Here is a 14,749-nt window from a genome sequence, read left to right as displayed (position 1 = left end):
CTAGATCTCCTTGACGTGTTCGAACGGCTCGAGGCAGAACCGGCAGCGGCGCAAGGCTTTGCACGCCGTCGCGCTGAACCGGGACTGCTCTTCGGTGTCGGCGGAGCCGCAGTGCGGGCAGCGGACCGATGACACCGGCGGGCTCAGCGTGAGCGGGATCGGGCCGGTCCGCCGCGGCGCCGCTCCGGGCGGCGCGATGCCCGCTTCGGCCAGCTTCCGCTTGCCGTCCTCGGTGATCCAGTCCGTGGACCAGGCGGGCCGCAGCACCGTACGGACCTCGACCTCGCCGTAGCCCGCGCCGGTGAGCGCGTGCACGAGGTCGTCGCGCATGGTGTCCATCGCCGGGCAGCCGGTGTAGGTCGGGGTGATCGCGACGACCACCCGACCATCCGATTCGGACACTTCACGCAGCACACCGAGATCGGCGAGGGTGAGCATCGGCAGTTCCGGATCGGTGACCGTGGCCGCCACGGCGTACGCGGTCACCATGTCGCGTCCGGGTGTTCTCTGGCGACGCTCTGCAACTCCGCCAGCAGGAAGCCCATCCGCTCGGTGTGCACCCCGTCGCGGCCCATCCGCCCCGACACCCCGGCGAGCGCGCCGACATCGGGTCGTGTCAGGGTCGCGGCGGCGAGAACCTGGTCGAGGACCGCGTCGAACTCCGGCCGCAGCGACGGCGACTCGACGAACTCGGCCTCGTGCGCCACGAACAGCTCGTCGACGTACGGCCAGACCTCGTCGAGGCCTTCCTGCATGCGCTCGTGCGACAGCTCGGTGCCGTCGCCGAGGCGCACGGCCCACTGGGCGGCATAGTCGCGGTGGTACGCGACTTCTTTGACACCCTTGTCCGCGATGGCCGCGAGCACCGGGTCCACAGAGGACTGCAGGCGCTGCAACAAAGCGAGCCGCCAGATCGAGAACACCAGCAGCCGCGCGATCAACCGCCCGAAGTGCCCGCCGTCGAGTTCGGCGAGCCGGACGTTGCGGTACTCCTGCTCGCTCCGGAAGAAGGCGTACGAGTCCTCGGTGCGGCCGCTGCCGTCGGCCTTGCCCGCGCGGGCGAGCAGCAACCGTGCCTGTCCGAGCAGGTCGAGCGCGATGTTGGCGATCGCGACCTCGTCCTCGAGTTCGGGCGCGTTCGTGCACCACTCCTGCAACCGGTGCGAGAAGATCAGCGCGTCGTCTCCGAGCATCAGGCAGTACGCGGCCAGCCTGGTACCGTCCACACCGGACGGAACTCCTGTGTCCACACCGGACAGTGGGTCTTCGAACCCGGTGCCGAAGGCCCAGCGCGAGTCGTTTTCCTCGGTGATCGCCTCGTAGGCGTTGTCGAAGCTCATGTCAGATGTGCGGAACGTTGTCGGGGATGTCGTAGAACGTCGGGTGCCGGTACACCTTGTCGCCGCTGGGCGCGAAGAACGGATCCTTCTCGTCCGGCGAGGACGCCGTGATGTCCGACGCGCGCACCACCCAGATCGACACGCCCTCGTTGCGGCGGGTGTACAGATCCCGCGCGTGGTGCAGCGCCATGTCGTCGTCGGCGGCGTGCAGCGAACCCACGTGCACGTGGTTCAGGCCGCGCTTGCCCCGGACGAACACCTCGTACAACGGCCAGTCGTGCTTCATCACGATCCCTTCTTCGCCGCGTGCGCCGAGGCCGCTTCCCGCACCCACGCGCCGTCTTCCTGGGCCCGCCGCCGGTGCGCGACGCGCTGGGCGTTGCAGGGACCGTTGCCCTTCAACACGTTCTTGAACTCTTCCCAGTCGACAGCGCCGAAGTCGTAGTGCCCGCGTCCGGCGTTCCACTTCAGGTCCGGATCCGGGAAGGTGACGCCCAGCGCCTCCGCCTGAGGGATGGACATGTCGACAAAACGCTGGCGCAGTTCGTCGTTGGTGTGCCGTTTGACCTTCCACGCCATCGACTGCGCCGTGTTCGGCGAATCCGCGTCCGGCGGGCCGAACATCATCAGTGAAGGCCACCACCAGCGGTTCACCGCCTCCTGCACCATTTCCCGCTGCTTCTCGGTGCCGCGCATCATCGTCATCAGCAGCTCGAAGCCCTGCCGCTGATGGAAGGACTCCTCCTTGCAGATGCGGATCATGGCGCGCGCGTACGGCCCGTACGAGCTGCGACACAAGGGAACCTGGTTGCAGATCGCCGCACCGTCGACCAGCCAGCCGATCACGCCGACGTCGGCGAAGGTCAGCGTCGGGTAATTGAAGATCGACGAGTACTTCTGCTTGCCGTTGATCAGCTTGTCGGTCAGGTCCGCGCGGTCGGCGCCGAGCGTGGCCGCCGCGGAGTACAGGTACAACCCGTGCCCGGCCTCGTCCTGCACCTTCGCGAGCAGGATCGCCTTTCTCCGCAAGGAAGGCGCGCGGGTGATCCAGTTGCCCTCCGGCTGCATGCCGATGATCTCCGAATGCGCGTGCTGCGCGATCTGTCGAATCATCGTCTTGCGGTAGCCCTCGGGCACCCAGTCGCGCGGCTCGATCCGCTGATCACGCGCGATGGTCGCTTCGAAATGCTGTTCCAGGTCTTCCTCAGGGAGAGTGGCGGTCATGACTGCTCCTTCGCCACCAGGGTCAGCACGTCGTACTTGGCGACCGAATCGCCATCTGCGTTGGTGACGTCGGCGTCCCAGCGGACTTCGCCGTACTCCTGGTCGATACGCGGGGTGATCTGCTTGGCGGTCAGGGTCACGGTCAACGAGTCGCCGACCTTGACCGGGGTGAGGAACCGCAGGTTCTCGAGGCCGTAGTTGGCCAGCACCGGGCCGGGCTCCGGCGAGACGAACAGGCCCGCGGCGAACGAGACCACGAGGTACCCGTGCGCCACGATCCCGCCGAACAGCGGGTTCGCCGCCGCGGCCTCGGGATCGGTGTGGGCGTAGAAGGTGTCGCCGGTGAACTCGGCGAAATGGTCGACGTCCTCCTGGGTGACAGTGCGCGGGCCTGCGACGACCGAGTCGCCGATCTTCAGCTCCGCCAAGGACTTCCGGAACGGGTGGACGTCGCCTTCGATGCGCGGGGCGCCGGTGACCCAGCGGCCGGTGACCGTGCTGAGCACCTTCGGGCTGCCCTGGACGGCTGTGCGCTGCATGTGGTGCAGCACGCCGCGAATCCCGCCCATCTCCTCGCCGCCACCGGCACGGCCGGGACCGCCGTGCACCAGCTGCGGCATCGGCGAACCGTGCCCCGTCGATTCCTTGGCGTCGTCCGCGTCCAGCACCAGCAGCCGGCCGTGGAACGGCGCGACGCCGAGGACGACCTCGCGCACGAACTCCTGGTCCGCGGAAACGACGGAACCCACGAGACTGCCGCCGCCGCGGGCGGCGAGCTCGATGACCTGGTCGGTGGAGGTGTACGGCAGCAGCGTCGACACCGGGCCGAACGCCTCGACCTCGTGCGGCTCGGAACGCTCCGGGTCCGCCTTGAGCAGTACCGGCGAGATGAACGCGCCACGTTCGGCGTCCGCGCCGACGACCTCGACCTGCTCCGGGTCGCCGAAGACGACCGTGCCGACGTCCAGCAGCGCCTTGAGCGACCGCCGGACCTCCTCACGCTGCTCCAGACTCGCGAGCGCGCCCATCCGGACACCCTCGGCGGTGGGGTTGCCGATGGTCACCTTCGCCAGCCGCGCGCTCGCGGCCTCGGCGACGTCGTCCAGCAGGTCGGCGGGGACGAAGGCGCGGCGGATGGCGGTACACTTCTGGCCCGCCTTGACCGTCATCTCGGTGGTCAGCTGCTTGACGAAGAGATCGAACTCGGTGGTGCCGGGTTTGGCGTCCGGGCCGAGGATCGACAGGTTCAGCGAGTCGGCCTCGGCGTTGAACCGGACGGAGTTGCGCACGACCGCGGGGTGCGCGCGCAGCTTCTGCGCCGTCGACGCGGAGCCGGTGAACGAGACGAGGTCCTGCGCGGTGACGTGGTCGAGCAGGTCGCCGACGCTGCCCGCGACGAACTGCAGCGTGCCCTCGGGCAGGATGCCGGAGTCGACGATGATCTCGACCAGCCGCGCGGTCAGGTACGCGGTCTGGCTGGCGGGTTTGATCAGGCTCGGCACCCCGGCGAGGAACGCGGGCGCGAACTTCTCCAGCGGTCCCCAGACCGGGAAGTTGAAGGCGTTGATCTGGACGGCGACCCCGCGCAACGGCACGGCGATGTGCTGGGCGACGAAGGTGCCGCCCTTGCTCAGCTGCTCGACGTTGCCGTCGACATAGACGGTGTCGTTCGGCAGTTCGCGCTTGCCCTTGCTGGAGTAGGCGAACAGGACGCCGATGCCGCCGTCGATGTCGACCATCGAGTCGGTCTTGGTCGCGCCCGTCCTCGCCGAGAGCGCGTACAGCTCGTCGCGGTGTTCGCGCAGGTGGGAGGCCAGTGCCTTCAGCAGCGCGGCGCGCTGGTGGAAGGTCAGTTCACGCAGCGCGGGGCCGCCGACCCGGCGGCCGTGTTCCAGCGCGGCGGCGAAGTCGATGCCCTCGGACGAGACCCGGGCGACCTCCTCGCCGGTCGAAGCGTCGTGCAGTGGTACGCCGACAGTGTCACCGTTCTCCGCCGTGTGCCACCCGCCGGAGACGTAGCTGCGCAGCAATGCCATGGGGCCGGACCCTTCGATGGTGGATTAACAGACCGTCCGTTCAGTAATTCACTGTAGCTCGCGTCCGGAGTCTTGCAAACCCCCGGTCGGCGGCGGATCCTTGACATCGGCCCGGAAGCGCGCCTTTACTGGCGGCTACCTTTAGCAACCGTCCATTCGGTCAGTAATCAGGTGGTGTGATGACGACCAACGCGGCGCACGCGATGTTCGCCGACGACCTGGCGTCGAGCGCGCTGGGCATCGAGCTGGCCGAGGCCGCCGACGGGCACGCCGTCGCCACCATGCGGATCACCGAGACGATGGTCAACGGGCACGGCATCGCGCACGGCGGCTACGTCTTTCTGCTCGCCGACACGACTTTCGCCTGCGCCTGCAACTCCGTTCACGCACCCTCGGCGGGAGAACGTACCTCGGGACGGCATGGCCCGGTCACCGTCGCGTCCGGCGCGGAGATCTCCTTCGTCGCGGCCGGCAAACTCGGCGACCATCTCATCGCCACCGCCACCGAGCGGACCCGCTACGGCCGCAACGGCATCTACGACGTCACCGTGCACCGGGAGACCCCCGACGGGCCGGAGGTCGTCGCCGAATTCCGCGGCCGGAGCCGCACCATCCAGGCTGTGACAGCGAAAGAAAGCCTTCTCTGATGAGCTTCAGCGACGAGGCCGAGAACCTGACCATCGACGAACTCCAGGCGCTGCAACTGAAGCGCCTCCGGTGGACACTGCGGCACGCCTACGACAACGTGCCGTTCTACAAACGGAAGTTCGACGAGTCAGGCGTCCACCCGGACGATTGCAAGGCGCTGGGAGACCTGGCGAAGTTCCCCTTCACCACCAAGCAGGACCTGCGCGACAACTACCCGTTCGGCCTGTTCGCCGTGCCGGAAGCGCAGGTCAGCCGCATCCACGCGTCCAGCGGGACCACCGGGAAACCGACCGTCGTCGGCTACACCGCCGAAGACATCGACACCTGGGCGACGGTGATGGCGCGCTCGATCCGCGCGGCGGGCGGGCGGGCGGGCGACAAGGTCCACGTCGCCTACGGATACGGCCTGTTCACCGGCGGCCTCGGCGCGCACTACGGCGCCGAGAAACTCGGCTGCACGGTGATCCCGGCGTCCGGCGGCATGACCGCGCGTCAGGTGCAGATCATCACCGACTTCAAGCCCGAGATCATCATGGTCACCCCGTCGTACATGCTCACGCTGCTCGACGAGTTCGAACGGCAGGGCATCGACCCGCGGACGAGCTCGCTCAAGGTCGGCATCTTCGGCGCGGAGCCGTGGACCGAGCAGATGCGCGCGGAGATCGAGGAACGCGTCGGCATCGACGCCGTCGACATCTACGGCCTGTCCGAGGTGATGGGCCCCGGTGTCGCGCAGGAATGCGTCGAGACCAAGGACGGGTTGCACATTTGGGAGGACCACTTCTTCCCCGAGGTGATCGACTCGTTCACCGAGAAGCCCATCGAGGCCGAAGGTGAACTGCTGTTCACCTCGCTCACCAAACAGGCGCTGCCGATCATCCGGTACCGCACGCGCGACCTCACCCGGCTGCTGCCGGGTACAGCGCGGCCGGCGTACCGGCGGATGGAGAAGGTGACCGGACGCAGCGATGACATGATCATCCTGCGTGGCGTCAACGTCTTCCCCACGCAGATCGAGGAAGTCGTGCTGGTGACCCCCGCGCTCGCGCCGCATTTCCAGCTGATCCGGTCCACGCAGGGCCGGATGGACCACCTGACCGTCCGCGTCGAGGCCCGCCCGGACGCGACCGCCGAGCAGCGCGCCGAAGCCGCCGCCCGGCTGATCGCCAGGGTCAAGGACGGGGTCGGCGTGAGCGTCGGCGTCGAGGTCGTCGACCCGGACACCCTGGAACGGTCGCTGGGCAAAATGCGCCGCGTACTCGACGAACGGGACCGCGGTTGAGCACCCCCGCCCGCCGGGGACGCCCCGGCTACGACCTCGAGTCGCTGCTGCAGGTCGCGGTCAAACTGTTCAACGAACGCGGCTACGACGGCACCAGCATGGAGGACCTCTCCCGCAAACTCGGCATCACGAAATCCGCGATCTACCATCACGTGCCGAGCAAGGAGGAACTGCTGCGGCTCGCCGTCGACCGCGCGCTGAACGGCCTGTTCGCCGTCGCCGCCGAGACGGAGTCCTTCGAGGGCAAGGCGATCGAGAAGCTGGAGCACCTGGTGCGGGGCAGTGTCCTCGTGCTGGTCGAGCAGCTGCCGTTCGTGACCCTGCTGCTGCGGGTGCGCGGCAACACCAAGATCGAGCGCGCGGCGCTGGCGCGGCGGCGCGAGTTCGACCGGCTGGTCACAGAACTGGTCAAGCAGGCCGAAACCGAGGGCGACGTGCGACCCGACATCGATCCCGCGGTGACCGCGCGGCTGCTGTACGGCATGGTGAACTCGCTCATCGAGTGGTACCGGCCGCGGCGGGGTTCGGCCGGAACGGAACTGGCGGACGCGGTGTGCAAGATCGCCTTCGACGGCCTTCGGACCCAGTAGACAGATCTCGCGTACCTGGAGCCGTATCTCGCGTGCCTGGAGCCGTAACTCGCGTGTCTGGAGCTGTTCCGGCTCCAATCACGTGAGATCCGGCTTCAATCACGCGAGTTACGGCTTCAATCGCGTGAGTTCCGGCTTCGGTTACTCCCCCGCGGCCTGGGGCGGCCGTCGCGCCTGCCAGATCAGCGCGTCACGCAACTGCTGGATGAGCTGTTCGTCGTCGGCCTCCGACGGATCGACCCCGAGCGGGATCCAGCGCTCGCCGACCTCGGCACCGTTCTCGAAACTGGTGATCACGATCCCCGCGTAGGAGACGGATTCCTCCGCGCTGTCACCTTGAATCCGGACGTCACGATGCTGCAGCCGCACACTGACCCACCGGCCGGTACGGCAAACCGGCTCACGTTCGGCACTGGCCATTCGTCCCTACCCATGACACCCGGTACCCCCGCCCCGAACGTCGCCGCGAGGGCCCCTGGGGTTACCGGCGGGTTGTTCCGAATGAGTAACGGCAGGCGGTCACGTGAAACGGTTACGCTCGGTCCATGAGCACCGATCCGGAGATCCGGCGGCGCCGCCTCGAACCGGCCGCCCGGCGTGCCGAGATCCTGACCGCGGCCCGGCGGTTGTTCGGCGCGGGCACGTACGCCTCGGTTTCGACGTCGGACATCGCGAAGGCCGCGGGGGTGGCCAGGCCGCTGATCAACCACTACTTCGGCGGCAAGCGGGAGCTGTACCTGGAGGTCGTCCGGCAGATGATGATCGTGCCGGCGCCGGTGATCGAGAACCTGCCCGACACGACGGCCGAAGAGCGGCTCGCCATCAGCGTGCGGCACTGGATCGAGGTCGTCGAACGCAACGAACAGGCGTGGCTGACGGCGATCGGTCCGGAGGCGGTGGGCCGCGATCCGGAGATCGAGCGGATCATGCTGGAGGCCGACGAGATCGCCGCCGATCGCGTGCTCGCGGCCGCGCTGATGAGCGACGTCACCGAGGGTCGCGAGGAACTGCGCGCCATGATCCGTTCCTACGGCGGGATGCTGCGGGCCGCGTCCCGCGAATGGTTGAGCCGCGGCACCCTCGACCGGGAGGAGTTGCGGGTCTTCCTCACCGAGTCGATCCTGCACCTGCTGCGGGTCACCTACCCGGCCGTGCTCGCAACGCGTTCCGCCGGGCGTACGCCGCCGGCGTCATCCCCTTCCAGCGTTTGAACGCGTAGATGAAACTCGACGCCTCGGCGTAACCCAGCCGCAGCGCGACGTCCTCCACGCTGAGCGCGCCGGTGTCGAGCATTTCCTCCGCCAGGGTCTGACGGACCTCGTCCAGCAGCGCGCGGTAGCCGGTCCCCGCCTCGAACAGCCGCCGACGCAGCGTGCGCGGGCTGAGCGCGAGCTGCCGCGCGACCTCCTCCATCCCCGCGTCGACGCCACCGAGCCGCACCAGCCGTTCCCGGACCTGCTGCGCGATCCCGGATCGTGCGCGTTTCCGCGATACCAGCGAGTCGCATTGCGCGGCGCACACCGCGACCGTCTGATCGTTGGCCTGCGGCAGCGGTTTGTCGAGGAAGAGCGGGTCCAGGGTGGCGAGGTGTGACGGCGCGGCGAACGACGGCGCCAGACCGAAGGTCCGCACGTATTCGTCCACTGTGGAGGTTTTTTCATGCCGGAAAGCCAAGGAGCGCAGGGAGATGTCCGGCAGGATGTCGCGCATGACGGTGTGGATGGCGCCGAGGTCGCGCAGCACCAGGAAGCGGGCGACGTCGCCCGGTACGCGGCTGTCGTCCATGGCCAGCGCGAGCCGCCCTGCCTCGACGGTCACATGCGGGATGCAGAAGGTGAAACTCAAGTCCAGGTATCGCAGGGCGAAGCGCATCGCGTCTCCCAGCGTCGGGCTGCTGATGCACGCGAAGCCGAAGATGCCGAACGCGCTGACGCGGTACCGCCTGCTCAGCCGCAGCGCGACGTCGTCCCCGCCGCCGAGCCCGCGGACCAGGGCACGGACCACCGCGAGTTCCTGACGTGCGTCGACCTGACCGTCCACCGGGGCGTGCTCGTAGGACTCCAGCCCAGTGACGCCGTTCTCGGCGGCGAAACGGGCCATGAGCACGATGCTCGCCGTGCCGCGCGGGTAGTCCCAGTCCCGGATCACCGGCGGCGGTAGTTCCATGGCCGGGATTATGGATCGCGGCGGCGATCGGCGCATCGAGGACCGTAACTGTCCTTGATCACGTTTAGGGTGAGCGGCATGTCCGACACGTTGAGCAGGCGCGCGCTGAACCGCGCCATGCTGGACCGGCAACTGCTGCTCCGGCGTTCGAAGATGACCGTGCTCGAAGCGGTCGAGCAGCTGGCCGGGTTGCAGGCGCAGGCGCCGAATCCGCCGTACTTCGCGCTGTGGACGCGGCTGCACGGCTTCCGCCAGGAAGACCTGGCGAACCTGCTGCTGGACAAGAGTGTCGTGCGGATCGCGCTCATGCGCGGCACGGTGCACCTGGTGAAACCGGCGGACGCGCTGGCGTGGCGGCCGATCGTGCAGCCCCTCTACGACCGTTCGATGGACAACACCCAGTTCACCCCGGAGATCAAGGGCCTCGACCACCAGGAGATCGCCCGCACCGCCCGCGAACTGCTCGGCGAGCGGCCGCTGTCGTCCGCCGAACTCGGCGCGGAACTGGCGAAACGCTGGGAAGGCGCGGGACCGTCGGCGCTGGTGCACGTCGCGCGGGCGCTACTGCCGCTGGTGCAGATCCCGCCACGCGGCGTCTGGGGCAAGTCCGGACAGCCGACCTATCAGACCACCGCGGACTGGCTGGGCGCCGAACCGGACGCGACGCCGTCGCCGGAAGCGATGTTCCGGCGCTACCTGGCCGCGTTCGGGCCCGCCGGCGTGCAGGACGCGCAGGCGTGGGCCGGCATCACGAAGCTCGGCGAGGTCGCCGAACGGCTGCGGCCGGAACTGCGGACGTTCCGCGACGAGAACGGACGCGAACTCTTCGACCTCGAAAACGCCTCGCGCCCGGACCCGGACACCCCCGCGCCCGCCAGGCTGCTGGGGCCGTTCGATCAGACCGTCCTGTCTTACGCCGACCGCACCCGCGTGATCAGCGACGAGCACCGCAAGGTCGTCATCACACAGAACGGCCTGGTCAAGGGCACCATTCTGGTCGACGGGTTCGTGAAGGGCCGCTGGGAGATCAAGGCGGCGAAGAAGGCCGCCTCGGTGGTGATCACGCCGTTCGAGCGCGTCCCGAAGCGCGATATGGACGCCCTCGAAAGCTCAGCTCACCGCCTCCTGGCCTGGGCCCACCCGAAGGCGGAGTCCCACTCGGTGCATTTCGTCCTCTGAATGCGGTAGTTCGAACTACCAACTACCGCATTCAGAGGACGAAATGCGGGCAGGGGGGTGGCCGAAAATGTCGATTGAGTGGCCGGTCATGCACTTCCACCTGGGGTGACCGGTGCGTAGCTTCGGTCGGCATGGGCAAGACGAGCGTGCTGATCGTAGGGACGGGCTTCGGCGGGGTCGGGACGGCGATCGAGCTCAAACGCGCCGGATTCGACGACTTCACCATCTTGGAGAGCGCCGCCGAACCGGGCGGCGTCTGGCGGGAGAATACCTACCCCGGCGCCGGCTGCGACGTCCCGTCGCCGCTGTACTCGTTCTCCTACGAGCCCAATCCCGAGTGGTCGAAGCGGTTCTCGCTGCAACCGGACATCCACTCGTACCTCAAACGCGTGGTGCGCCGCTACGGGCTCGAACCGCACATCCGCTTCGACACGCGGGTCACCGCCGCGGCCTTCGACGAGGAACGCGGGCTTTGGCGGGTGGAGACCGCGGGTGGCGAGACGTTCGAGGCCACCGTGTTCGTCCCCGCCGTCGGCCAGCTCTCGCGGCCCGTCCAGCCGGACATCCCCGGCCAGGAGACCTTCGAGGGCGCCAGTTTCCACTCCGCGCGCTGGGACCACGACGTCGACCTGCGCGGTAAGAAGGTCGCGGTGATCGGCACCGGCGCGAGCGCGATCCAGTTCGTGCCGGAGGTCCAGCGGCGGGCGGGTGAACTGACGGTGTTCCAGCGCACCGCGCCCTACATCATGGCCAAACGGGACGCCGGCTACCGGCGCTGGCAGCAACGGCTGTTCCGGCACCTGCCCGCCACCCAGCTGCTCGGCAGGCTCCGGATCTTCCTCCTCGCCGAGTACGCGACCTACGCGATGACCAAACATCCGTTGCTGGCCAAGGTTTTCGTACTGCGGACGGCCCAGCTGCGCCGCCGACACATCAAGGACCCGGCGCTGCGCGAGAGACTCACCCCGGACTATCCGCTGGGCTGCAAGCGGATCCTGTTCACCAACGAGTACCTGCCCGCGCTGGCGCAGCACAACGTCGCCGTCGAGACGCGGCGCATCAGCGCGATCATGCCGTCCGGGGTGCTCACCGAGGACGGTGTCGAACACGAGGCCGACGTCATCATCTACGGGACCGGTTTCGCGGCGACCGACTTCCTCGGTGAGCTCAAGGTGGAGGGTCTCGGCGGGCGGGCGCTGTCCGACGCGTGGAAGGGCGGCGCGCGGGCGTACCTCGGCATGACCGTGCCGGGTTTCCCGAACCTGTTCTGCGTCTACGGGCCCAACACGAACCTCGGCGCGGGCTCCATCATCTACATGATCGAACGGCAGGCCCACTACATCCGCCAGGCCGTGGAACATCTCGCCAAGCCCGGCGTGTCCTATATGGACGTCGTGCCGGAGGTCGAGCAGCGGTACGACGACGAGATCCAACGACGGCTCGGGCGCAGTGCCTGGACGACCTGTGCCAGCTGGTACCGCCAGGAGAACGGCCGCGTGAGCACGAACTGGCCGGGTCTGGTCACCGAGTACGACCGGCGGACGAAGAAGCTCGACCTCGGCGACTACCGGACGGCGGGAGCGCGATGAACTAAGACGTGCTGGTGATCGGCTTCGGCGGCAGCGTGACCGCGTTGCGGCTCACCGAGAAGGGCTATCGCGTCGGCGTGCTGGAGACCGGCCGACGGTTCGCCGACGACGAGTTTCGCGAAGACGTCGTGGCGGCTGCGGAAATACCTGTGGGCCCCGAAACTGGGCTGCTACGGCATTGGCATGTCCCCGCCCTGCTCAAGAACACCTTCGTGCTGAGCGGCGCGGGCGTCGGCGGTGGCTCGCTCGTCTACGCGAATACGCTCTACGAACCCCCGGACACCTTCTACGAAGATCCGCAGTGGGCGCACCTCACCGACTGGAAGGCCGAACTCGCCCCGCATTACGACCAGGCGAAACGGATGCTGGGCGTGGTGGAGAACCCACTGGTCACCCCGGCCGACCGCGTGCTGCGCGAGGTCGCCGAGGACATGGGCATCGCGGACACCTACCGGTCCACGCCGGTCGGCGTCCACTTCAGCAAGCGCGACGTCGACCCGTTCTTCGGCGGGGAAGGACCGCCGCGGAAGCCGTGCACGCACTGCGGCGAGTGCATGACCGGCTGCCGGGTCGGCGCGAAGAACACGACCGTCAAGAACTACCTGTACCTGGCGGAAAAAGCGGGCGCGGAGGTCCATCCGCTGACCACCGCCGTGTCGGTCCGGCCGGTCGACGGCGGATACGCGGTCGAAACCGTCCGAACAGGACGGTGGGCGCGCAAACGCAAGCGGACCTTCACCGCCTCAGCGGTCGTCTTCGCCGCCGCTTCCCTGGGCACACAGCGACTTCTGCACTCGCTGAAGGAGTCGGGCACGCTGCCGGACCTGTCACCACGCTTGGGGTTGCTCCCAGGACGAGTTCCGAGGCCGTGCTCGCCGCGCGGTCCCTTCGGCAGGACACGGACTTCACCCGCGGCATCGCGATCACGTCGTCGATCCATCCCGACGCCGTCACGCACGTCGAACCGGTGGGCTACGGCAAGGGCAGCAACTTCATGGGCCTGCTGACGACGGTGCTCGTCGACGCCGAGCGGGGCAAACGCCGGTGGGCGCTGGGCGTGCGGGAACTGTGGCGAAACCGGCGGAATCTGGTGCGGCTGCACAGTCCCGCTATGAAACCCTCTGCATTTCGTCCTCTGAATGCGGTGGTTGGTAGTGCGAACTACCGCATCCAGAGGACGAAATGCGGGTCATCACGGGAGGCCGGCCAGTCCCGCGCTCACCGTGTTCGACCACGCGTAGCCCTGAGAGGCGTCCCAGTTGATCGACCAGGTCATCGCGCCCCGGATCGTCGGGTACGTCGTCGAAGGCTTGAACGAACCACAGTTCGTGCCCTTCGCGAGGCAGTTCAGCGCGTTGACCGTGTTGCCGGGCGCCTGGTAGCCACCACCGGCCGCCGAGCCCGACGCGGGCAGGCCGAGCCCGACCTGGTCGGCCCGCAGCCCGCTCTGCAACTGGATGCAGGCCAGCGCGGTGAGGAAGTCGACCGTGCCCTGCGAGTAGACCTTCTGGTCGCAGCCGAGCATCGAACCGCTGTTGTAGTACTGCATGTTGACGATCGTCAGGATGTCCTTGACGTTCAGCGCCAGCTTGAAGTACTCGGCCGCCGGGCTCTGCATGTCGATCGTCTGCGGCGCCATGGTGATGATCGAGCCGCCCGCCGCGTGGATGCTGCGCAGCGCCTGCGCCATGTAGGTCGCGTTGACGCCGTTCTCGAGGTCGATGTCGACGCCGTCGAAGCCGTAGGTCGCGATGAGCGACTTCATGCTGTTGGAGAAGTTCGTGGCCGCGGCCGCGGAGTCGACACGGATCGTGCCCTTCTCACCGCCGACGGACAGGATGACCTTCTGCCCGCGTGCCTGCGCCGTCTTGATGTCGGCCTTGAACTGCGCGTCGGTGTAGCCGCCGAGCTGGCTCGACAGACCGGAGTCGAGGGTGAAGGTGACCGCGCCCGGCGTGGCCGTCGCGTCGGCGAAGGACACCGCGATGATGTTGTACTTCGTCGGGACGTCGGCGAGCTTGAGTGCCTTCGCGCCGTTGTAGAAGTTCTGCCAGTAGCCGGTGATCACGTGCTTCGGCAGGTTCCCGGTCGGCGGGGTGCTCGTCGTGGTCGTCGGCGGGTTGCTGGTGGTGGTCGTCGGGCTCGTGGACGTCGTCGGGGTGGTCGGGGTCGTCGTCGGCGAGCCGCCGGGGCCGTCGAGGTTCACGTCGTCGGCGAAGTACGCGGGCTGGCCGTACCAGCCGTGCAGGTAGATCTGGACGCTGGTGGTGGACGCGCCGGTGGTGAAGCTCAGCGAGAGCTGCGACCAGCTGGCCCCGCCCTGAGTCCAGGTGTTCTTGTCACCCGTCCCGGTGCCGGTGACGCCGAGGTAGGTGTAGCTGCCCTGCACCCACGCCGAAAGCGTGTACGCGGTGTTGGCCTTCACCGCCACGCTCTGCGAGCAACGGGCGTTGTCCTGCCCCGCCGGGGTGGCGCTGAGCGCGCGAGTGCCCGAATGGACCGGCGTGGTGACCACCGCGTTCGCGCCGGAGCAGGTCCAGCCGCTCGTGGTCCCGAGTTCGAAGCCCGGGTTGGTCAGGATGTTGGCGGCCGAGGCACTGCCCGACACCGCGAAGGTCACCCCCAGGCACACGGCCAGTGACGACAGCAGGGCGAGGAACGCGTGTTTCGGCTTGACTTTCACAGCTGACCTCCA

14 protein-coding genes and 1 pseudogene are annotated in these 14,749 nt (G+C 68.1%); 7 read left to right on the top strand and 8 right to left on the bottom strand.

Going from position 1 to position 14,749, the window contains the following annotated elements:
* Genes paaD through paaZ form a run of 5 tightly spaced genes read right to left on the bottom strand, consistent with a single transcriptional unit; the run spans position 1 to position 4,600 of the window.
* Positions 1-489 (bottom strand): 1,2-phenylacetyl-CoA epoxidase subunit PaaD, encoded by a 489-nt coding sequence (gene paaD, locus ACZ6DT_RS26075; RefSeq protein WP_465599814.1) that lies wholly within the window; start codon positions 487-489, stop codon positions 1-3.
* A complete protein-coding gene (gene paaC, locus ACZ6DT_RS26070; RefSeq protein ID WP_465599811.1) occupies positions 483-1,340 on the bottom strand; it encodes a 1,2-phenylacetyl-CoA epoxidase subunit PaaC in 858 nt (285 codons plus the stop codon). Before paaC ends, paaD begins: the two co-directional genes overlap by 7 nt.
* A 1-nt stretch (position 1,341) precedes the next feature.
* Positions 1,342-1,626 carry a 1,2-phenylacetyl-CoA epoxidase subunit PaaB gene (paaB, locus tag ACZ6DT_RS26065; protein ID WP_005168080.1) on the bottom strand — a complete coding sequence of 95 codons (285 nt, stop codon included), beginning with the start codon at positions 1,624-1,626 and terminating at the stop codon, positions 1,342-1,344.
* Entirely contained in the window at positions 1,626-2,564 is a 939-nt protein-coding gene (paaA, locus tag ACZ6DT_RS26060) for a 1,2-phenylacetyl-CoA epoxidase subunit PaaA (protein WP_465599809.1), read from the bottom strand. The genes paaB and paaA overlap by 1 nt, the downstream gene beginning before the upstream one ends.
* Positions 2,561-4,600 carry a phenylacetic acid degradation bifunctional protein PaaZ gene (paaZ, locus tag ACZ6DT_RS26055; protein WP_465599807.1) on the bottom strand — a complete coding sequence of 680 codons (2,040 nt, stop codon included), beginning with the start codon at positions 4,598-4,600 and terminating at the stop codon, positions 2,561-2,563. Before paaZ ends, paaA begins: the two co-directional genes overlap by 4 nt.
* 203 nt (positions 4,601-4,803) lie before the next feature.
* Here paaZ and ACZ6DT_RS26050 point away from each other — a divergent pair, with 203 nt between their 5' ends.
* Genes ACZ6DT_RS26050 through ACZ6DT_RS26040 form a run of 3 tightly spaced genes read left to right on the top strand, consistent with a single transcriptional unit; the run spans position 4,804 to position 7,120 of the window.
* Entirely contained in the window at positions 4,804-5,247 is a 444-nt protein-coding gene (locus ACZ6DT_RS26050; protein WP_465600051.1) for a hotdog fold thioesterase, read from the top strand.
* Positions 5,247-6,530, top strand: a complete 1,284-nt coding sequence (gene paaK / locus ACZ6DT_RS26045; RefSeq protein WP_465599805.1) for a phenylacetate--CoA ligase PaaK — start codon at positions 5,247-5,249, stop codon at positions 6,528-6,530. The genes ACZ6DT_RS26050 and paaK overlap by 1 nt, the downstream gene beginning before the upstream one ends.
* Positions 6,527-7,120, top strand: a complete 594-nt coding sequence (locus ACZ6DT_RS26040) for a TetR/AcrR family transcriptional regulator (RefSeq protein WP_126737382.1) — start codon at positions 6,527-6,529, stop codon at positions 7,118-7,120. Before paaK ends, ACZ6DT_RS26040 begins: the two co-directional genes overlap by 4 nt.
* A 141-nt stretch (positions 7,121-7,261) precedes the next feature.
* Here ACZ6DT_RS26040 and ACZ6DT_RS26035 read toward each other — a convergent pair whose 3' ends face one another.
* On the bottom strand, positions 7,262-7,540 hold the full coding sequence (locus tag ACZ6DT_RS26035; protein WP_465599803.1) for a hypothetical protein: 279 nt from the start codon (positions 7,538-7,540) through the stop codon (positions 7,262-7,264).
* A 125-nt stretch (positions 7,541-7,665) separates the two neighbouring features.
* Between ACZ6DT_RS26035 and ACZ6DT_RS26030 the strand changes: the two genes are divergently transcribed.
* Positions 7,666-8,331 (top strand): TetR/AcrR family transcriptional regulator, encoded by a 666-nt coding sequence (locus ACZ6DT_RS26030; RefSeq protein WP_465599801.1) that lies wholly within the window; start codon positions 7,666-7,668, stop codon positions 8,329-8,331.
* Here ACZ6DT_RS26030 and ACZ6DT_RS26025 read toward each other — a convergent pair.
* On the bottom strand, positions 8,258-9,286 hold the full coding sequence (locus ACZ6DT_RS26025; RefSeq protein WP_465599799.1) for an AraC family transcriptional regulator: 1,029 nt from the start codon (positions 9,284-9,286) through the stop codon (positions 8,258-8,260). The two genes, ACZ6DT_RS26030 and ACZ6DT_RS26025, sit on opposite strands and share 74 nt — an antisense overlap.
* A 78-nt stretch (positions 9,287-9,364) precedes the next feature.
* On the opposite strand from ACZ6DT_RS26025, the gene ACZ6DT_RS26020 reads away from it, so the two are divergent.
* The 3 genes and pseudogenes from ACZ6DT_RS26020 to ACZ6DT_RS26010 all read left to right on the top strand — a co-directional run.
* The gene (locus ACZ6DT_RS26020; protein WP_465599797.1) at positions 9,365-10,465 is read left to right on the top strand and encodes a winged helix DNA-binding domain-containing protein; all 1,101 of its coding nucleotides are present in this window, start codon (positions 9,365-9,367) and stop codon (positions 10,463-10,465) included.
* A 131-nt stretch (positions 10,466-10,596) separates the two neighbouring features.
* Positions 10,597-12,054: a flavin-containing monooxygenase gene (locus tag ACZ6DT_RS26015; RefSeq protein ID WP_465599795.1), complete on the top strand. Its 1,458-nt coding sequence runs from the start codon at positions 10,597-10,599 to the stop codon at positions 12,052-12,054.
* 8 nt (positions 12,055-12,062) lie between these two features.
* Positions 12,063-13,162, top strand: a pseudogene (locus ACZ6DT_RS26010) (GMC family oxidoreductase N-terminal domain-containing protein); the annotation flags it as partial.
* Between the two features lie 84 nt (positions 13,163-13,246).
* On the opposite strand, the gene ACZ6DT_RS26005 reads toward ACZ6DT_RS26010, so the two are convergent.
* On the bottom strand, positions 13,247-14,737 hold the full coding sequence (locus ACZ6DT_RS26005) for a chitinase (protein ID WP_465599793.1): 1,491 nt from the start codon (positions 14,735-14,737) through the stop codon (positions 13,247-13,249).
* Positions 14,738-14,749 lie beyond the last annotated feature (12 nt).

The organism is Amycolatopsis sp. NPDC041971, assembly GCF_055588925.1.
This window is presented reverse-complemented; position numbering and strand designations above follow the sequence as displayed.